This window comes from Clostridia bacterium (assembly GCA_035561135.1).
In the GTDB taxonomy this organism is placed as follows: domain Bacteria; phylum Acidobacteriota; class Terriglobia; order Terriglobales; family Acidobacteriaceae; genus DATMYA01.
Genome location: DATMYA010000085.1, coordinates 149,108 through 168,889 on the forward strand (window position 1 = coordinate 149,108; position 19,782 = coordinate 168,889).

The following is a 19,782-nucleotide window of genomic DNA, read 5'->3' on the forward strand; positions in this document are numbered from 1 at the left end:
AATGCGTGCTCGGATCGTCACACTCGTCTCGTGCTTTATCGTCCTTCTCTGCGTCACCGGATGCTCCCGTGATCCGGAAAAAGCCAAGCGCCGCTACCTCGAGAGTGGCCAGCGCTATATGCAGCAGCAGAAGTACTCCGAAGCGCAGATCCAATTTAAGAATGCGCTGAAGAAGGATCCGAAGTTCGTCGAAGCGTACTTCAAGCTCGCGACCGCGCAGATCGCTCTCAAGCAGTGGTCCGATGCTTACGTCACTCTCCAGCAGGCTTTAGCTCTCGATGCATCTCGCGACGACATTCGTATCGAGTTGGCAAAGCTCTATGCAGGCGCCGGGTCTTTCCATGACGCCGAGGAGCAGGCGAACACCGTGATCGAGCACGACCCGAAAAATGCCGGAGCTTATCAGGTCCTGGGCTCGGCGCTCGTCGCGCAGCAGAAACCGGCTCTTGCGCTGGCGGCCTTCAAGAAGTGCGTTGAACTCGCGCCGAACGATGCCGCTGGTTACATCAATGCCGGACTCACCTTCGTCACGTTGCGCCAGTTCGATCAGGCTGAGCAGTTTCTCCGCAAAAGCATCGAGGTCGATCCCTCTGCTCTTCAGGGCTACACCAACCTTTCCAACCTGTACCGGCTGACTCGTGACTACAACAAGGCCTCCGAAGTGCTCGCCGCCGGACTCCAGCACATTCCGAATAACCTCGATCTGCACGTCAGCCGTGCCGATATCCTTTGGGCGCAGCAGCGGCCCGACCTGGTGGCTCAGACTTTCGACCAGCTTCGAACCCGGCTCGGCGACAACGCCAAGGTCTCCCTCGCCATCGCCGATTTCTACGCCGTTCGCCAGGCACACGACAAGGCCATTGCCGAAATGCAGCACGGGCTATCTCTCGACAAGAACAATTCGGCATTCAAGAACCGGCTCGTCGAAGAGTACCTGGTCACCGGCAAGCAGGACGAAGCAATCAGGTTGAATTCCGAGGTGTTGAAGTCGAGTCCCAAGGATGTGCTCGGCCGCATCCATCAAGGCCGTATCCTGCTCGCTCAGAATCAGGTCAATGACGCTCTGAACCTGCTGCGTTCGGTGGCCGCAGACGCACCTGAAAATGCTTCCGCGCACTATCATCTTGCGCGGGTGCTCATGATGATGAATGACGCCACCCAGGCGCGAACGGCGTTGAATGAAGCCATTAAAGTAGCGCCGGATTCGCCTGATGTGCTGCAAGCTCTTGGGGAGCTGCAACTCTCACAGGGCGAATTGCCCACAGCTCTTGAATATGCGCAGCGCAAAGCCGAACTGTATCCGACCGACGTAGCAGGACGTCTGTTGCTCGCCCAGGTTTTGTCGCGCCAGAAGAAATTGCAGGCTGCTGAGCAACAATACAAAATAGCGCTCCAATTTGCGCCGGCCTCGCCGGAGGTCTACTCGCACTTTGGCGGCTTCTATAGCTCGGCCGGAAGACTGAAAGACGCCGAGGCGCAGTATGAGAGCGCGCTCCGCGCATCCAGTCAATACATTCCTGCCTTGGCTGCCCTGGCCGACGTCATCGAAAAGCAGAACCAGCCCGCCCGCGCCCAGGCTCGTGTCGAGCAGTTCGTCCAGGCATATCCCTCCGATCCCGCCGGTCACATCGTTTTCGCCAACCTGCTGGAGAGACGGAAGGACTACGCGCGATGCGAGCAGGAACTCGAACGCGCGTTGCAGTTGTCCCCGAACAACACGGTAGCTTACCTCCAGCTGGGACGCATCTACCAGGCCCAAAAGAAGACGGATGCCGCGATCCAGAAGTTCTCAAAGGCGCTCGAGCTGCAACCGAAGACGCCTGCGCTTCAGGCTCTTCTCGGCAACCTCTACATGGACAAGAATGATCTCGTGAAGGCGCGCATGTATTACGAACAAGCACTGGCGAACGACCCCAATTTTGCCGTCGCTGCCGGAAACCTCGCGTGGGTCTACACCCAGGACGGCGGGAATCTGGACGTCGCCCTCGGCCTCGCACAGAAAGCCAAGCAACTTCTGCCCGAAGTCGATTCCATCTCCGATACGCTCGCATGGGTCTATTACAAGCGCGCAAATTACGACAGCGCGATTGAACTGCTTCGTGACTGCGTGGACAAGTCGCCGCAGCGCGGATCCTATCGTTACCACCTTGGCATGGCGCTCATGCAAAACGGCAAGCAGGACCAGGCGCGCAAGCAACTCGAAGCCTCGTTGAAACTCGACTTGAAGCCAGCCGATGCCACTGAGGCGCGTAAGGCCCTGGACCAACTGCGCTAGTCAGAACGGTAGATTCACTCTGCGGTGCCGGACAATTCCTCGTTCGGTACCGCAGCTTCACAGGCTGCTGAGAAACTCGATTTCTTGAAGGGGCACGCCTTCAGGCGTTCCGTAAGTCGCACTGAAGTCGAAACCACTTGCAATAAGCGGGGTCATCCTTCTGTCCCGCAAAGGCGGCGTGACCTCAGGATGACCCGATACGGATTCCGTTCAGCCTCAATCAACGCAGTGACCCGACGTCTTTCCAATCCAAAATGAGTCCTGTTTGTTCCCCTCGCAAAATGGACAATGATTCGCGCGAAGATGCAAGACGCTGCACATGAGCCATTCCGCAACTCCAATTTCCCACATGCAGGAAGCTGCAGTTGCAAGTCCATGAATTCACGGGTGACTAAAGTACGTAGCCCATCGGTTCCAGAGACTCTGCTTGGCACGTGAGTTGCTCATAGGAACCACAGAAGGTACCTGTACCTCTAGGAGTAAACATGCCTCGCGTGAAACTTTCAAAGATCGTGCAAGTCGCCCTGTTCAGCCTTTTGCTGCTTTTGGGCAGCAGCGCAATGGCGGATACAGCCGATTTCCAAATCACTGTGCCAAATCCTGGCCTCGCCGCCAGTGGAAACCCTAGTGGCACCCTCTTCGCAACCGTTCACCTTGAATTGAATGGCTCCAATCAGATTGTGGCCACCGTCACGATGGAATCCGGGTTCAAGGCATTCGACGTGTTCGGTTTCAATGCGCCTGATCACAACACTGCGGGCCTCACCGTCACTAGCAACACTGCTGGGTGGACGGTTGAAACCGCCGCCAACAAGCTTCCCGGGCAGGTTGATGGATTCGGCAAGTTCGACTTCGTCCTCAACGGCCCGAGCCAGGGCAATAACGGAAGCACTACCTTGAGCTTCACAGTCAATTGCGCCGGGGGATGCACCTCGGTCAATCAGATTGTTGGAATCGCGGGCGGCTCACCGGCTGCGGGCCAGGAAGGCGCGCACTTCGCACTGCACGTCTATCCGCTCAACAGCACGAATAACACCGGCTTCGCTGGTGACGGCGGCGCTCCGGTTCCTGAGCCAGCCTCGCTCGCATTGCTCGGCCTGGGATTGCTCGGCACCGGCGGCTGGTTTCGCAAGCGCAAGAGCTAAACCGGACCGGCCTAAATAGGGAGCGTACCCCACGCGTCTCCAGAATTGGATAATCGCCGCAGATCAATGCGGCCCCTGCAAGCACTTAGGATTTCGGAGGCAGCAATGCGTAAGCTCATCGTTGTACTGGCGTGTGTCGTGATGTTGATGGCCGCACTTCCGGCGGCGGCACAAACCCAGATCACACTCGGCAATCCGGCTAATTCGTTCATTTTCTCGGGTGACGGCGCGGGCAATCTCGTCATCAACCTATCCAGCGGCACATCGATGGCGGGCGCTGCCACCGCGACCGGCGACTTCGTCGGCCTCTCTAACCACGGAACCTATGTTCTCGATTTCGTGGGCACTGCGCCGATTAACGCTACGTACGTCTCTGGCGTCGCCGGATCGCAGACGTTCACCATCGTCCAGGGCGGGCCGATCGCGTTCAGCTATGTGTCGTCTGGTGGAGATACGCTTTATGGCGATCTGCAACTTGTCGGCATGCAGCAGGCCGGTATGCTTGGCGTGTTCAACCAGAATGTCACAGCGAATCTGACGAACCTGAGCGGAACCCTTGCAAACGCACTGTCGAATGGAGAAGCGACGATCGACATCACCATCGCGTTCTCAACGGTGATGGACCTTTCGACCTTCGAAGGCCGCACCAACGCGATCTTCTCCAGCGGCGAACTCCGTCCGACTCCGGAACCGGCAAGCCTTATGCTGCTCGGTGGCGGACTCTTGAGCATCGGTGGCGCACTGCGCCGCAAGCTCAAGGCGTAACTTCCGTTGATCCGGTAACGCAACGGCTCACCGCATGAGATCTCGGCAGCTCTTGGACAACAGACCGGGGCTGCCGATTCTTTTACGTTTGCGTTAATCGACGTTTGCTTGGTTAACGTCCGATTTAAGCATTTTTGGTTCCCACTTTATGGCAGGCAAGAAACAAACAAACCAGGTCAGCACCTGTGTTCTATCGGATCATCCCGTCGTAATTGAGCAACTGAACCGGGCACTGGCCAAAATGCCCGGCATAGAACTGCAACATCGCCTGCTCGACTGGTCCCAGTCCGGCGATGACTCGGGGATGCCACTCCCGCGCGCCACAACCTACGTCATGGACGCCCGCGATCAGGGAAAGGGCAAGCAGCTTTGTGGACGCATTCTGGAACTGCATCCCAAGGCGAGGATACTTATCGTTTCCGAAAAGTTGGCGGAACCGCAGGCGTTCGCCTTGTTGCGCCTTGGCGTGAAAGGCCTTCTCTCTTACGATGAAATCGATGGCCAGTTGCGGCGCGCAGTCAAAGCCGTAGCCGAAGGCGGATATTGGGTTCCCCGGGCCGTACTCTCGCGCTTTGTCGAATCTATTCTCGACGTTGCCGCCGAGGTGAAGAACTACAATCTACCCGCAAAACTTAGCCGTCGTGAGCGGGACGTCCTCGACGCCTTGTTGAAAAACGAGTCGAACAAAGAGATCGCGAATCACCTCAATATCTCCGAGCGCACGGTCAAGTTCCACGTCTCGAACCTTCTGAACAAGTACTCCGTAAGACGCCGTGCCGACCTCATCGTCCTCTGGCTGCACGATAGCTCGGCTCATGCCAATGCTGTCCCGGCAGTTCACTGATCAGCAATCCGCTCTGCACGTCGAGAGAAGGCACCCACAGAGGCAGGCGCGACAGGGTGCGAGAAAGCGATGTCGCGTCACCTATCGCTATGCTCAGCGGGTTCGCTCGCCTTCGGTACGCAGCTTACGGTCGACACTTGCGTTGACAACGCTGATCTCACCTTCGTAACGATTGGCGGCAGTACCACGAACCATTGGAGCCATCCAGCCACGAAGAATAATGCCCACATCGAGAACAGCGATGCCATCGTGAGTGTAGGTACCGAATTGAAAACGTACAAGTAGTACAAGTAGATTCCAAGCGCCGCAAAACAGATAGGCCAAGACAACGCAAGCATCAGGAAAAGCTCAAGTTCCTGCGCGTCGTAAGTTCGCAGTAGCAGAGTTCTGACTAGAACGGCGACACAAGCCAAGATCCAAACCGGTTGTACGGCACAAAAGTAGAATCCGTTTGTGCGTATCACGCGCATGAGTTCCGTTCTTTGTGAATGCGAACAGGCCTTCGCATCGGTATTGTGACACTCTGGATTATGTGTGAGAAGGGGATATACCAACAACTATCTCTCGTATCGGCTTTCCAGAATCCACACGGCTAGAGCCAGCGCAGCCATCACCGCCCAGTAAACGCTGTGTTCACGAAGATACAGTTCGCTACTCGTTCCGAAGTATGAAGTGAAGAAGTGGTACTTGGCGGATATGTACACCAGAATGAATACGCCGCACAAGACTAGTGAGGACTTGCGTATCAGATTTCGACTGAGCAGCATGTGCCGAACCTACAACGTAATCACGGCGCATTCAAGATTACTGTCGATAACAGCCCTTAGCACACGCTATAGTGCCACTCTGGATAGGGTGTGCGATGACGATTTATGCACAGTGATAAGGGCACACCGCACGAATTGGATCTCAGCACGTTGCTGAGTGAATCTGAAACCCAAAAGCGAACGGACCTATCGGCCCCTTGTTTGTTTTCGCAATGCCGGATGCGTCGTACAGGATGTTAGCAATCCTCTCTACGTCTTGCTGCGCACGAACGGCGTTCTCTTCCGTGCAAAACTTCTCCCACTGCGCCCTGACGGGCTCGCCTAGCTTTCCATCAAGGAAATCATTCAAGTCCTCATAGCTCTCACTAGTCAGCAATACGGGTTTACCGTGGGCAACCTCATTTCTGAACTGAAAGAGAAGTTTCACGATCTGCCAGGGGTGTGAACCGTAATCGGGCTCAACCTTCACCAAGTCAGCCAACAGCTCTAATTTCTGAAGTGTCTTGATCTGCTCCAGATATTTCCAGTGCGGCACAAGCTGCTGGCCAAGCCAGTTCAAGAATGCTTCAAGGCAGAACGCGCGGAAAATCAGGCTTGCCCTGAATTGATGTGCTGAACCCTCTTTTTCGAGTTTGCCGGCCTTGAGTAGGCAATTGGATGTGTGCCACAGCTCGGCGTGTATCCTAAGATCTCTTTCTTTCGTTACATGAGCTTTCTTAACCGACGGTTTGTTCATTGGCCAAAAATTCTACGCAGGAGCGTTAGAAATTGATACGGGAATTCGCAGAAGTCTTCCCTTTTCGCGATAGCTGTACAGATATATCACCAACTATCTGTTACCTGATGACTTGTCGGTGGTACTGGCTACCTTGATCCATTTCGGCAAGTCTTCCGTCGGGGATGATGCCCATCGAAACTCCTCAAATGTTCCATCTCCGTCGCGGTCTGTCCACGTTGCGTTTGCACTCGCCCCGATGTGGCTCCCGACTGCCGCCGCAGTGTATCTGAACGGCTTTCCATCCACCTCGAACATCAGTAACGTCGGGAGTCGGAATTTGAAAGAGTAAAGCATCAGTCGGTCGTTTTCGATGTAGTACCACGGCAGGAACATGGGCTGCGAACTGCCAAACTCTGACACATAGACGCGAGTAACTTTTGGCTGGCCCGCAGGTGCAACGAACAGCTTGCGTGACTTCGCGCGACGATGCTTCGGCAATTCCCATCCCTGTGGTTTCACAATACTGCGAAATGGGGATATCGCCATTCGTTCAGGAGATGCCGGTTCCTGTGCAACGCCTGATACCAACAGGAGAAATGCAACGAGAGCGAAGGCGAATGGATGTCTGCTCATGGTCAGCAGATTACGCCGAACTTGGTTGTCGTTCCAGATTACTGGCGATAACAGCGCTTCTCTTACCCTATTCTCCCAATGTCGCAGCTGTTCCGGCACGGTCTCCGTGTTCTCCGAAGCATGTAGCCTCCTCAGCCAACAGATAGCAATAGATACGGATGTACTATGGACTCCGCGTCGACGCTCGCGCTATGCGCTAGCCAACGCACATATCGAAGCATTGTTGGACACCGCACGAGGGCACTCATGGTCAGGTACGGAATCGTCGGGTTTGGTCTGCATGCAGTTCGCCGCTTGATGCCCGCATTTCAGAAATCCGAGCAGTCGGTTGCAGTTGCTCTTTCAAGACGCGATCAGACCAAAGCGCGGGAGAATGCGGAGCACTACGGCATTCCAAATGTCTTTGCGACTACCGAGGAGCTCTGCCGGTGTCCTGACGTGGACGCCGTATTCGTCACAACCCCGAATTCCCTTCACCTCTCCGATGTCCTGACCTCAGCACGCCACGGCAAGCACATTCTTTGCGAGAAGCCGATGGCGATGAACATTGAGCAAGCCGAACAGATGATCGCCGCGGCAGATTCCGCGGGTGTTCAACTTGGTATCGCACAGTGCTTCCGTTTCGCGGAAAGCGTAAATCGCTTTCGCGAACGAGTTCTGCGGGGAGACCTCGGCACTGTGGTCGCCGCGCGATGCGACTTCTCGTTCCTGGGAACAGAAAGCTCAAGAGCGTGGCTCAGGAATGCAGCCATCTCCGGCGGCGGACCGATTAACGATATCGGCGTTCACTGTATTGACGCCCTTCGATACATCCTCGGCGACGACCCCATAAGGGTCAGCGCGTTGGCAGAACAGGATGAAAACTTCAGCGAAGTGGAAGCCTCTGCTGCAATCAGCCTGCTGTTCCCCAAAGGCGCGCTTGGAACGGTGACGGTTTCCTATCGCTCGCCTTATCGAACGTTGCTGGAAGTCGTCGGCACCGAGGGAGTCTTGACGGCAAGGAACGGGCTGACCATCAACCATCCCGTCACTATAGATTTCATCCCCAATGAGGGCGCGGCAGAGAACGAGGTCGTCGATAACGCACGCGCTTACGTTCTGCAGGTCGATGCCTTTTCCGCGGCGGTTGAGGGACGGCAGCAGTTTCCCGTGCCTGGGCAGGAGGGCGCGATCAACCAGCGAATCCTCGACGCCGCTTATCGCAGCGCGAAATCGGGACACGCAGAAGACTTAGCCTGACAGTCGCTCCGTCGGTCGATGCCGGGCCTTTCTGTTAGATTCGCATAAGCGTGACTCAAACTTTCGATGCGATCATTTTGGGTGGCGGCGCCGCCGGTCTCATGTGCGCCATGGAAGCCGGCAAGCGCGGGCGTCGCATCGCCGTGCTCGATCACGCGGAACGCGTTGGCAAGAAAATCCTGATCTCCGGCGGCGGACGTTGTAATTTCACGAACCTGCACTGCCAGCCGGAAAACTTCCTCTCCGCCAACCCTCACTTCTGCAAGTCGGCGCTGGCCCGCTACACCCCATCGGACTTCATCGCGCTCGTCGAAAAGCATCGCATCCCTTATCACGAGAAGACACTCGGACAGCTTTTCTGCGACCGCTCAGCGGGCGATATTCTTGGAATGCTGGAGGAAGAGTGCCGTCGCGCGGGCGTCCGTATTCTTCCGAAAACGCCTGTGCGCGAGGTGGTGCATGGCAGCGGATTCACCGTGCGCGCTGGAGAAGACGAATTCCAGGCACCTGCGCTCGTGGTCGCGACCGGCGGGTTATCGATCCCGAAGATGGGCGCAACCGCTTTCGGATACGAACTCGCGCGGCAGTTCGGCCATCGCATCCGCGAATGTCGCCCGGGCCTCGTGCCGCTCACCTTCAATCCAGACGATCGCCAGCGCTTCTGCGATCTCGCCGGAGTCTCGACGGAAATCATTGCGTCCGTCGCCGACGGACGCAGCCGCCAGCACTTCCGCGAAAAGATGCTCATCACGCATCGTGGACTGAGCGGCCCAGCGATACTTCAGATCTCGTCATACTGGAACAAATCTGACGCGGTGGTTATCGATCTCGCACCCAATCGCGAAGTCACCGCTCCGCTGCGTGACCCGAAAGCCCGGCGCGACATTGCCTCGGCCAAAGCTGCATTTCGCGCCACGCTCCCCAACCGCTTCGCCGAACGTTGGCTCGATCTGTACCAGCCCGCCGGATGGACAAATCAGGCTCTCGCCGAAGTCGAACGACAGGTACATCGTTGGGAAGTGCTGCCCGAAGACACGGAAGGGTACGACAAAGCAGAAGTCACGGCGGGCGGCGTCGATACCGCCGAGCTCTCGGCCAAGACGATGGAGAGCCGCAGAGTTCCCGGGCTGTTTTTCATCGGAGAAGTTGTGGACGTGACCGGACACCTTGGTGGATTCAATTTCCAATGGGCGTGGGCATCTGGCTTCTGCGCCGGACAAGCAATCTAGGGTCACTAATTGCTAGAGCAGAACCAGCCTACCGCCATCCGTCACGATGATGACGAGGCACATCAGCACCAGCATTAAGTCATAATGCCAGCCGTACGTTCCGCTTTCTCCCCAGAAGCCGGTGTGCCAAACCGTGGCTTTCTTCTGTATGGCGCCCAGCATGACGAGGATCAGTCCTAAGGCAGCCAGTTGGGTCAGCACACCGAAGAGGATGCCGAGCGCCCCAAGCAATTCTGCCGCACCGAGGAGCAATGTGAAGCCCTTACTCATTCCTATGCTCTTGCTGCGAGCTTCAGCATCGCTAAGATGACTCCACCCGCTCGAGATGAAGATTGCGGCCACCATCATTCGAACCAACAGTAAAGCGACATCCGTGAACCGCGCTAACTGTGGAAACATCGAAGACCTCGCTTACCAAACAGCCGCCCTCGTTTATGCCACCCCGTACAGCCCCACCGCGAAGTAGCGAGCTCCGTCAATCCGCAACGCCATTCGCCTGAATCCCGCATCGCCGGCGAGAGCATCGAAACCATCCACGCCATACTTGTACGAATTTTCCGTGTGGATTCGCTCCATCGCCTCGAAGGCCACGCGCTCTCCGGCCACTCTCACTTCCTGTCTCTTTGCGCTTTCCAGATGCATCTCGATTCGGCTGAATTCCTCGTTGAACCAGGCGACGTGCCGAAACGCATTCAGGTCAAAGTCGGCGTCCAGCTCGCGATTGAAACGAGCAAGCAGGTTCAGATTGAATGCCGCCGTCACGCCCTGAGCGTCGTTGTAGGCGCGAACCAGCACGTTGCGATCTTTCTTGAGATCGAAGCCGATCAGCAGTGCGCCATCATCGCCCAGCACCGCGCGGCACTGCGAAAGGAGCGCACACGCTTCGAGGGGATCGAAATTGCCAATGCTTGAGCCCGCATACAGAAGCACCCGCCGGCCCGCTTCCGGCAGCAGCGCTTCCAATCTTCCGAGGCCAGCCAGGAAGTCCATCGCGACGGCGTGCACAGAAATCCCGGCGAACGAGTTTGCAATATCCAGCCCGGCAGTTCTCAAGTGTTCGGTTGAGATATCCACTGGGACAAACGTCGATACTGCGCCGGTCTGCAGCAGCAATCTGCCCTTGTCGCAATTGCCCGCGCCGAGCTCGATGAGACACAACTCCCGTCCCAAGCTCCGCAGCAACTCATTCGCGTTGTTCGTCAGAAGAGCTTTTTCCGTGCGCGTCGGGTAGTACTCAGGCAGAGCACATATCTCCTCGAATAGCGCCGAACCGCGTTCGTCGTAGAAGTACTTGGCCGGGGTCGTCTTCGGCAGACGCCGCAGTCCCTCGAGCACTTCTTCTTTCATTGTTCGTGAAGCCGAGCTTAGCTCGCTTAGCCGAAAGCGTGCTTGACCGCCAGGCATAGGCCAATAGGTGCTCGCCGATGTAGTCATCCCCATCCAGAAATCCTCACAAATTCGAAATCGTTATGGAGCGGGCTACTCCACGTCCTTCGCAAGACGTACGCCCGAGAATTGCCATCTCGCATGTGGCGGGAAGAAATTCCGGTAGCTTGCACGGATGTGGTCCGCCGGAGTCGCGCAGGAACCGCCGCGCAACACAAGCTGGTTGCACATGAACTTCCCGTTGTATTCACCGATTGCGCCGGCCGCAGCTTTGTAACCCGGGTACGCGACGTACGGACTCGCCGTCCATTCCCAAACATCTCCGAACAGCTGCTGCATTCCCTCTCCCGCAGCGGGCTGCGGATGCAGAACATTGACGTCCAGCAGTGTGCCCGTTGCAGGCGTGCGCGTCGCGACTACCTCCCACTCCTCTTCCCGCGGCAGTCGTGCACCGGGGAGTCGAACGCCGACCCACTGCGCGTACGCATCCGCCTCGTAGTAGCTGATGTGGCACACAGGTTCCGCCGCGTTCACGTTCCTGACCTCATCCCTGGTGCGCTCGCACCAGCCATCGTCGATGCGCTCCCAGTACAGCGGTGAATTCCAGCCCTGCGCACAAACCATGTCCCAACCATCGGACAGCCACAACTCGGGACGCCGATAGCCGTCATCGGCCATGAACTCCATGTATTCGGCGTTCGTTACTGGTCGCGATGCAATCTGGGATGGCCGCAGCAGCACTTCATGCCGAGGGCCTTCGTTGTCGAAAGCAAAGCCGTCGCCTTCGTGCCCGACCGGCACGACACCGCCCTCGACATCGATAAAGGTTAGTCGCGGAGCGATCGCCGCCGGACGAGGCCCGGCGTTCGCTGCCTCTGCCAGCAGCGGGCCTGACCACAGAGCATGTTTGATGTCCGTCACCATTAGCTCTTGATGCTGTTGCTCGTGGTTGATGCCGAGTTCTACCAACCGAAGCACCTCGTCGCTTGCCGTCTCCAATTCTGCAAGCACGGCTGCGTCCACGTGGCGGCGGTACTCATCCACTTGTTGCAGCGACGGACGCGACATCAACCCGCGCGATCCGCGGTAAGGATGCCCGCCGATTTGTTTGTAATAGGAATTGAAGAGGTACCTGTAACGCTCATCCAGCGGCTTGTACGCACGAACGTGGTCCCGCAAGATAAACGTCTCGAAGAACCATGTCGTATGCGCAAGATGCCATTTGATCGGACTCGCGTCGGGCATTGACTGCAGCATCTGGTCCTCGGCAGAGAGGTTCTCAGTCAGGCGCATACTCAGCGTACGTACTGCGATGAATCTCCGCGCAAGCCCGTCGGCAATCGGCGATAGGTGCCCGTGGACAGCCGTTGACATCGTTCCTCCTTCAACCATGCGCGTCTGCACGGCGGTTGCAAAGACAGGTGCTTTGGCTGATGCGCACCGGGTTCCCGCAGGTTGCGCTAACAATCCTGCAACACGAGTTGACCTTCATCTTGACGGCTGTGCGAGGACCGCTCATACCATTTACTACTTGGTAACCACGGATTTCAACTCTCCACCTCGCAAACCTAAAGTCACCACGCGAATGCGCTCCGAAATGAACGTCAGTCAAGAATTTGAAAATTCGGAACTTGCGGCCTGAGCGAGTTGACGAAGTTCGAGAACGCGGCACTCCTGATATCCTCAAAAGAGACCAACAAAGGAACGTAACCAGTCATTGCCGCCGATTCTCAACGCACAAGGCCTGTCGAAAACCTACGGTGCCGCGCCGCTTTTCCAGAACGTCTCGTTCACCGTTTCCGAAGGTGAGCGTATCGGCCTCATCGGGCCAAACGGTTCCGGCAAGTCCACATTGCTCGGCATTCTCGCGGGAGATATAGACAGCGATATCGGGGAAGTCGCCGTACGCAAGCGCGCGACCCTCAGCTACGTCGTACAGGAATCGCAGTTCACTCCCGGCGCGACCGTGCGTTCCGTTATCAGCGACGCCCTGCAACGCGCCGCCGTGCTTGAGTCTGAGCACGACACTCGCCTCGCCGAAACACTCGGGCGCGCAGGCTTCGAAGACTTCGATGCCGAAGCCGCCGCACTCTCGGGTGGCTGGCGCAAGCGCCTCGCCATCGTCGAGGCACTGGTGCAGGCGCCAGACATCCTGCTGCTGGACGAACCTACAAACCACCTCGACCTCGCCGGAATCGATTGGCTCGAAACGCTTCTGAAAAACGCGCCGTTCGCTTGCGTAGTCGTCAGCCACGATCGCTATTTTCTGGAAAACGTCGCCACCGAGATGGCAGAACTGAATCGCGCTTACCCCGACGGCATTCTGCGTGTGAACGGAAACTACAGCAGGTTCCTAGAGAAGAAAGAAGAGTTCCTGCACGCGCAAGCCAAACACCAAGATGCGCTCGAGAATCGTGTTCGCACCGAAATTGAGTGGCTGCGTCGCGGTCCCAAGGCGCGCGCCACCAAGGCCAAAGCCCGCATCGACAAGGCGAACGAACTCATCGGCGAGCTTGCCGACCTGAATGCGCGCACTCGCACGGCGGCCGCGAAGATTGACTTCTCTGCCACGGATCGCCAGACCAAGCGCCTGATCGAGCTGAAAGGCGTCACTTACTCGATTGGCGGACGCACGCTCTTCGAGAACCTCGATTTCGCGATTACCGCAGGCATGAGCGTTGGACTTGTCGGGCCCAACGGCAGTGGGAAAACAACACTGCTGCGACTGCTGCGTGGCGAGGCCAACGCAGACTCTGGCAAGATCCACCGAGCCGACCAGTTGCGCATTGTGTACTTCGATCAGAACCGGCAGCTCGATCCTGACATCACTCTGCGCCGCGCGCTCGCGCCGCATGGCGACTCGGTCATCTACCAGGACCGGGTGGTTCACGTCGCTTCATGGGCGTCACGCTTCCTGTTCCTCAGCGAGCAACTCAACCAGCCCGTCGGACGCCTCTCCGGCGGAGAGCGTGCCCGCGTGCTCATTGCACAGCTCATGCTTCAGCCCGCGGACGTGCTGCTGCTCGACGAGCCCACGAACGATCTCGACATCCCGACGCTGGAGATTCTCGAAGAGAGCCTGCTCGAGTACAGTGGCGCGCTCGTGCTCGTCACTCACGATCGCTACATGCTGGATCGCGTCTCGACTGTTGTCCTTGGGCTCGATGGCCAGGGCGCAGCTGAACGCTTTGCCGACTACTCGCAGTGGGACCTTTGGCAAGCCGAGCGCAAGCAGGCCGAGAAATCTGCCACCCCAGTAAACGGCGATCAACCGGCGCGCAATTCCCCTCCGGTCGCACCTCCCGTGTCAGCGAAAAAGAAACTCTCCTACAAGGAAGCGCGCGAATACGCCACGCTCGAACAGCGCATTGCCGATGCCGAGCAGTTACTCGCAGCAAAACGCGAAGCCGCCGAAAACCCCGCTATCGCGACCGACTCCGCGAGCCTGCTCAGTGTCCACGCCGAAATTGAGGAAGCGCAGAAGATCGTCGATGAGCTCTACGCCCGCTGGGCAGAGTTAGAAGAAAAGAAAAGCTGACGTAACCGCGGGGTGGTTCGCTCAAAAGAGAGAGCTGAAAGCGAAGCTTTTAAGCTACTAAGCTACAGCTACTAAGCTTTGCGAAAGATCCTGTCATCCTGAACGAGGGCTTAAGCCCGAGTCGAGGGATCCCTTTTGCCAGCTTCGTGCTGATCGTAGGGGTCCTTCGACTCCGCGACTTCGTCGCTCCGCTCATCAAACAACAAAACTCGACAGCTCAGGAGCTCAGCGGCTCAGAAGCTCACGTTCTGTTGCTTTACTTGAAAAATCCCTTCATGCTCGGCGCGGTAATTGAGGCGCCTATGAAGTTCCTCATACCTAGCGCCGACATCGTCGTTCTCAGCAGGCTCTGATGCTGGAAGAATGTTGATGATCTGTAGTTCGACTTCACCTTGGGACCAACAGCCACGAACGCCACGCGTCCGCCTCCGTGCGTTCTATCACCGAAATTCGCTTCATCGAAGACAATGATCAGCAAACCATCTTTTTGGAAACTGGAAGTGGAAAGGAGCGGCGCGAAATTCTTCTTGAGCCAGGCGTCTGCCGTTCCCAGGGAACAATCGTGCGCATTATGACAATTGTTTGGAATGACGAAAGAGTAGCGCGGCAGCGCGTTGTTTCTCCTGTCGGTCGCGAATCGCGAAAACGGTACCATGTTTAGCCGTTCAGACCTGCTATTCACCACGTCCACAAAATAAGCGAATGGGTTGTGGTGCTTCACATAGCCGGTCCTGTCGCCCCCCGTATAGCCGGCGTAGGGCAATCCCTCGGCGTAAGCCTTCCATGTCTTACCCGAGATCAATAACCGCCGGACGATGTTGTCGGCGGTAACCTTGCTGGAAAAACTGTCGTTGAATGTGATTGTTCTTCCGGTGGTCATCACGAAGTAGTTCGTGAGCGAGGGGTGAGCATTCGCGTAATACTGTGTCGCCAATCCGTACCTCCTTGCGAGGCTGTTCAGGTACGGCATTGACGAATTGCCAATCACGCTCGTGTATCCATGGTTTTCCAGGACGACCACGAACACATGACCAGCCGAAGGAACCTGTGCGGACGCAAGGATTCCCGCCATCATCACAACGCAAACAATCACGAGCAGCTTCTTCATGCGACACCTCCAGCAAGGAACGTAGATGTCGCTCAACTCTGGCTCAAGCTTTAACCAAAGCTCATGGTGTCATGCACTGAAAGCAATAGACATGGTAAGCACGATTTTCGACGTGCGACACAGAACGGAAAAGCCGCTGATTTCTCAGCGGCTTCGTTGCGTTTATCCCAGAAGCGTGGCGTCGCTTCATGAGTTTTGATTCCTAGTGAACGCTCTTTCCGCCGACATTCTTTCCAAAGCGAAACGTCGGGCCTGTCGAGAAGCGAACACTGTTTCGACCTTCCCTCAACATGCCTTCGAAAAGGTTCGTGTGCACGAAGTCGGCCGCAAACCGCAACGCAACGTGCTTGGAGACATTAAGGTCCATACCGCCACCGAAGCCGTAGAACAGCACGGTGTCGCTCTTCGCTTTACTTGGCCCGACGAGCCCGGTCACAACAGTTGTCGCGAGTGGATTATCCGGCTTGCCTGTCACCTTCTCGTACAAGATGCCAAAGGCCGGGCGAACGAAAAACGTCACCGCATTCAGCTTGCGAATGTTGACTTGCGGCCCTGCGCTGAACGTGTACGTTTCTGCGTCGTAAGGAACCGACAGCTTCGTGCCTGGCGGAAGCAACGGAAGCAGCGGAGCCAAATTCGCCTGATGAGCGTCGGTCAGTTCTTCCGGCGTTAGTGAGCTGTGGCCTTTGAACATGCTGAAATCGGCACCCAACGCTAGCCACCGGTTTACATTGATACCGGCCTCGCCATTGAACCCGCGCTGAAACAGGTTCATCTTCGGCGTGGACAGGTAAGAAAATCCAGTAAATGCATTGTAACGTCCTACATAGGATTCCTGTGCCAGGGCCGACATAGACACAAATGCTAAAAGAACGCACAAAAGTAAGCGGCGCATATCACTCCAAGAGACGGGAATTGTATTCAGAAAACCGCGAGAGTTTACCAGAGCAGCTATTCACGAGTAAGTGACAGAGCACGCATTCAGGAGAGATCGCCTAACCGAGAGCCAGTGGGATGCCGATTTCGGATTGAGTCGCGTTATGCAATCGCGTTCTGACCTAAGTTGCCTTTTTGCGTCCTGCGTTTTTGCATCCAACGGAGTACAGAACGCCTTGAGGATTTGCTGGTCTCAACGGCTTGTTTCATGTTGCATTTTTCGTATGCTTGACAAGCCGCCGCAGCCGTAGCAGAATCCCATTCGCAGGCGAATAAAAAGCGAAAATGGACCCAGCAGCCCAGCATCATGGCTTCCAGCTTCGCTCCCCACGCCGTTTCTTGAGGTACTCCATGAAAGGGCCCGCACCCTTGCCCTTCTTCGCTCGTAGCGGAGAAGGTGCATCCGCCACTTCGAAATTACCGGCGGCGGAACTCGCAGCTTCAAATGCTTCTGCTGACGCACGGGCAGACGACCAACGCGCGCGTGTGCAGTCTATCCGCAACAGCCTCGGCAACCTCGCTTACCAGATGGTTGCTGCCACGGAGTTGCCGAAGCGTGAAGCCCTACAGGTTCTATCGACAGGCATCGCACCGCTCGATGCCGTTGTGAGCGGCTTGCCTCGTGGCGCGCTCACAGAAATCTACGGTTCTGCGTCATCGGGACGCACCAGCGTTCTGCTGGCTTCACTTGCCGCTGCTACCGGGCGCGGAGAAGTTTGCGCCCTGGTTGATACCACCGACAGCTTTGATCCCGAATCCGCTGCGGCTGCCGGCGTCGAACTCAGCCAGTTGCTCTGGATTCGCTGCAACGGTGCGCAACAGGCGAAAGAGAAGCGCACGCAGCGCTTCGCTGGAAATGACTTTGGCGGCCACGACCTTCTGGAGAAGCCGGCGTTTGTGCCGCGTGCCGACAAGATCGCGCGCTCCAAGGCCTTTCGCCGCCTCGAACAGGCACTCAAAATTACCGACCTGTTGCTGCAAGCCGGTGGATTCGGAATAGTGGCCATCGACATGGCCGACCTCCCCGACGACGTCGCGCGGCGGGTTCCGCTCACGTCGTGGTTCCGCTTTCGGCGTGCCGTGGAGAACACGCCAACTTCGCTTTTGGTAATCGAGCGTGAGGCATACGCACGCGCCTGTGCGTCGCTCGTGCTGCGATTCGAGCGCGCACGTGCACGGCGTTCGCAAGTGTCGGTCTCTTCCCCGACGCACGCAATGCTCCTGCGGGGAATCGAGGTCGACGTGGAGGTGATTCGCTCGCCCGAATCGGCTGGATTTAAGAAACCTGTGCAGTCAGCGCATTTCATCGCACGCGTGCGCGACACCGCATGAGCGCTCATGCCGCAGCCGCTCGCTTATGAGCTTCGAAAAAATTCGAACTTTTCCTATGTACGCCTGTGTTTACATCCCGGGTTTCCTCTCTGAAGCCATCGTGCGCACGCGTGCGGAGTTGCGTCCGCAGGCCGTCGTCGTCATAGAAGGCACGCCGCCCCTCAAGAATCCAGACACGAAAAAGCGACGAGACACACGGTCGCAGGTAGCGGTCGCACTATGCCTACGGTCGCATGAGCAGGAGCGAGCAGCACACGCCGCGCTGCTCGATGCCGCGCACGCGTTCTCTCCGCGAGTGGAAGACACGGCGTCCGACACCGTGCTCCTTGATCTCTCTGGACTGGAAAGGCTCTTTGGGATGCCACAAAAAATCGCCCGTGAACTTGCGCGCCGCGTGACTGATGTCGGGCTCGAAGCCAACATTGCCGTTGCGGCGAACCCCTACACCGCAATGCACGCCGCTCGCGGCTTTGCTGGCATCACCGTCCTTGAACCCGGAACGGAGGCCGAGCGGCTCGCCTCGCTGAACATTGAACACCTTTTCGCAACTCCCGCCTTCGCAGCCACCGCTCCGACCGGTGGTCCGCGCAAACGCCGCGATACTGCGGACGCGCAGAAGCGCGCAGCTCGCATCCTGGAGACACTTGACCGGTGGGGCGTACGCAACTTCCGTGCGCTGGCGGCGTTGCCGGCCGTGTCGCTCTCCGAACGGCTGGGAGCGGAAGGTGTCCGCTTGCAGCAACTCGCGCGCGGCGCAGTGACACGCGACCTCGTTCTCGCCGAGCCGCAACTCGCTTTTGAAGAAGCCCTTGAGCTGGACTATCCCGTTGAGTTGATCGAGCCGCTGGCGTTCCTGCTCGGACGCATGCTGGAGCAGCTATGCGCGCGTATGAACGGCCGCGCGCTGGCCACCAATGAACTCCGCCTGCGCATGCAACTCGAGCATCGCGTGGCGGACGAGTCCATAGCTACACAGAACGAACTCGACGATGCGATGCCCACTATCGAGCGCCGCCTGACATTGCCCGTACCGATGAACGATGCGCGGCTCTTCCTGAAGCTGCTGCACCTGGAGTTGAACTCCAATCCGCCGGGCGCACCCGTCATCAAGCTCTGTCTTGTCGCCGAACCGGCACGCCCACGCGTCACGCAGAGCGGGCTGTTCATGCCTCTGGCTCCTGAGCCGGAGAAACTTGAACTCACGCTCGCGCGCATTGATCGTGTACTTCGCGGCACGCGTGAGTGCGGCGATCACCCCAGCGCGCACCCAAAGCACACCAGAGAACTGCGTGCTGGTTCCGTGGAAACCATCGACACCAACCAGCCGGATGCGTTCCGCATGACTCGCTTTACGCCGAAATCGCCGGAGCAGTTTGCGAACACCTCCGCGCCGGAGCCGTCCACGCGCACGGTCGTTGCATTGCGAAGATTTCGCCCGCCGCTCGGGGCCGATGTGGCGTTGCGCGAGGGCCGTCCCATCGCGCTTAGCTGCGAATCGCTGGGCGCAAGCGAGAAACGCAGCGCGAAAGAAAATGTCGTGTGGGCCGCCGGACCTTGGCGCATCAACGGCAACTGGTGGATGGCAGGTGAAGAAGGTTCGGAATCCCGGGAAACGAAGCAGAACGAACATACGCAACCATCCGACCTTAAGCATCGCGACCTCGACGGCGCTTGTACCTGGCAGCGCGATCAGTGGGACATCGCCGTTGCCATCACTACAACTGCACTCGACAAGCGTTCGCCAGAAACGCAGCACTCGATGGAAGAAACCCAGCGCCAAACAAACATCGCGCTCTACCGAATCTTTTGCGATGCCACCACCCGCGAGTGGTTCGTAGATGGCTGCTACGACTGAAACCGGCACCGC

The 19,782-nt window shown here is 57.5% G+C and carries 18 protein-coding genes; 10 read left to right on the plus strand and 8 right to left on the minus strand.

Annotation, left to right across the window (positions count from 1 at the left end; translation table 11 throughout):
• The first annotated feature begins 1 nt into the window (after position 1).
• The 5 genes from VN622_17295 (at position 2) to VN622_17315 (ending at position 5,314) form a co-directional block, all read left to right on the plus strand.
• A complete protein-coding gene (locus tag VN622_17295) occupies positions 2 to 2,275 on the plus strand; it encodes a tetratricopeptide repeat protein (GenBank protein HWR37620.1) in 2,274 nt (757 codons plus the stop codon).
• A 485-nt stretch (positions 2,276 to 2,760) separates the two neighbouring features.
• A complete protein-coding gene (locus tag VN622_17300; GenBank protein ID HWR37621.1) occupies positions 2,761 to 3,420 on the plus strand; it encodes a PEP-CTERM sorting domain-containing protein in 660 nt (219 codons plus the stop codon).
• A gap of 105 nt (positions 3,421 to 3,525) precedes the next feature.
• Positions 3,526 to 4,185 carry a PEP-CTERM sorting domain-containing protein gene (locus VN622_17305; protein ID HWR37622.1) on the plus strand — a complete coding sequence of 220 codons (660 nt, stop codon included), beginning with the start codon at positions 3,526 to 3,528 and terminating at the stop codon, positions 4,183 to 4,185.
• A gap of 148 nt (positions 4,186 to 4,333) precedes the next feature.
• Positions 4,334 to 5,029: a response regulator transcription factor gene (locus VN622_17310; GenBank protein ID HWR37623.1), complete on the plus strand. Its 696-nt coding sequence runs from the start codon at positions 4,334 to 4,336 to the stop codon at positions 5,027 to 5,029.
• Positions 5,030 to 5,098: 69 nt separating this feature from the next.
• Positions 5,099 to 5,314: a hypothetical protein gene (locus tag VN622_17315; GenBank protein HWR37624.1), complete on the plus strand. Its 216-nt coding sequence runs from the start codon at positions 5,099 to 5,101 to the stop codon at positions 5,312 to 5,314.
• A gap of 272 nt (positions 5,315 to 5,586) precedes the next feature.
• On the opposite strand, the gene VN622_17320 is transcribed toward VN622_17315, so the two are convergent.
• From VN622_17320 to VN622_17330, 3 genes are all read right to left on the minus strand, one after another.
• Positions 5,587 to 5,796 (minus strand): hypothetical protein, encoded by a 210-nt coding sequence (locus VN622_17320; GenBank protein ID HWR37625.1) that lies wholly within the window; start codon positions 5,794 to 5,796, stop codon positions 5,587 to 5,589.
• Between the two features lie 142 nt (positions 5,797 to 5,938).
• The gene (locus VN622_17325) at positions 5,939 to 6,532 is read right to left on the minus strand and encodes a hypothetical protein (GenBank protein ID HWR37626.1); all 594 of its coding nucleotides are present in this window, start codon (positions 6,530 to 6,532) and stop codon (positions 5,939 to 5,941) included.
• Positions 6,533 to 6,625: 93 nt separating this feature from the next.
• Positions 6,626 to 7,246, minus strand: a complete 621-nt coding sequence (locus VN622_17330) for a hypothetical protein (GenBank protein ID HWR37627.1) — start codon at positions 7,244 to 7,246, stop codon at positions 6,626 to 6,628.
• 147 nt (positions 7,247 to 7,393) lie between these two features.
• On the opposite strand from VN622_17330, the gene VN622_17335 reads away from it, so the two are divergent.
• On the plus strand, positions 7,394 to 8,386 hold the full coding sequence (locus VN622_17335) for a Gfo/Idh/MocA family oxidoreductase (GenBank protein ID HWR37628.1): 993 nt from the start codon (positions 7,394 to 7,396) through the stop codon (positions 8,384 to 8,386).
• Between the two features lie 44 nt (positions 8,387 to 8,430).
• Positions 8,431 to 9,615 (plus strand): NAD(P)/FAD-dependent oxidoreductase, encoded by a 1,185-nt coding sequence (locus VN622_17340; protein ID HWR37629.1) that lies wholly within the window; start codon positions 8,431 to 8,433, stop codon positions 9,613 to 9,615.
• Positions 9,616 to 9,627: 12 nt separating this feature from the next.
• On the opposite strand, the gene VN622_17345 is transcribed toward VN622_17340, so the two are convergent.
• The 3 genes from VN622_17345 to egtB form a co-directional block, all read right to left on the minus strand.
• On the minus strand, positions 9,628 to 10,014 hold the full coding sequence (locus VN622_17345; GenBank protein HWR37630.1) for a DoxX family protein: 387 nt from the start codon (positions 10,012 to 10,014) through the stop codon (positions 9,628 to 9,630).
• A gap of 33 nt (positions 10,015 to 10,047) precedes the next feature.
• Positions 10,048 to 10,962: an L-histidine N(alpha)-methyltransferase gene (egtD, locus tag VN622_17350; protein ID HWR37631.1), complete on the minus strand. Its 915-nt coding sequence runs from the start codon at positions 10,960 to 10,962 to the stop codon at positions 10,048 to 10,050.
• Positions 10,963 to 11,094: 132 nt separating this feature from the next.
• Positions 11,095 to 12,375 carry an ergothioneine biosynthesis protein EgtB gene (gene egtB / locus VN622_17355; GenBank protein ID HWR37632.1) on the minus strand — a complete coding sequence of 427 codons (1,281 nt, stop codon included), beginning with the start codon at positions 12,373 to 12,375 and terminating at the stop codon, positions 11,095 to 11,097.
• Between the two features lie 343 nt (positions 12,376 to 12,718).
• On the opposite strand from egtB, the gene VN622_17360 reads away from it, so the two are divergent.
• Positions 12,719 to 14,539 carry an ABC-F family ATP-binding cassette domain-containing protein gene (locus VN622_17360; protein HWR37633.1) on the plus strand — a complete coding sequence of 607 codons (1,821 nt, stop codon included), beginning with the start codon at positions 12,719 to 12,721 and terminating at the stop codon, positions 14,537 to 14,539.
• A gap of 256 nt (positions 14,540 to 14,795) precedes the next feature.
• Here VN622_17360 and VN622_17365 read toward each other — a convergent pair whose 3' ends face one another.
• Together VN622_17365 and VN622_17370 are read right to left on the minus strand one after the other, a co-directional pair.
• Positions 14,796 to 15,647: an alkaline phosphatase family protein gene (locus VN622_17365; protein HWR37634.1), complete on the minus strand. Its 852-nt coding sequence runs from the start codon at positions 15,645 to 15,647 to the stop codon at positions 14,796 to 14,798.
• Positions 15,648 to 15,849: 202 nt separating this feature from the next.
• Positions 15,850 to 16,542, minus strand: coding sequence for an outer membrane beta-barrel protein (locus VN622_17370; GenBank protein ID HWR37635.1), 693 nt, complete (start codon positions 16,540 to 16,542; stop codon positions 15,850 to 15,852).
• 392 nt (positions 16,543 to 16,934) lie between these two features.
• On the opposite strand from VN622_17370, the gene VN622_17375 reads away from it, so the two are divergent.
• Positions 16,935 to 17,915, plus strand: coding sequence for a hypothetical protein (locus tag VN622_17375; protein HWR37636.1), 981 nt, complete (start codon positions 16,935 to 16,937; stop codon positions 17,913 to 17,915).
• 25 nt (positions 17,916 to 17,940) lie between these two features.
• On the plus strand, positions 17,941 to 19,770 hold the full coding sequence (locus tag VN622_17380) for a hypothetical protein (protein ID HWR37637.1): 1,830 nt from the start codon (positions 17,941 to 17,943) through the stop codon (positions 19,768 to 19,770).
• Positions 19,771 to 19,782: the final 12 nt, after the last annotated feature.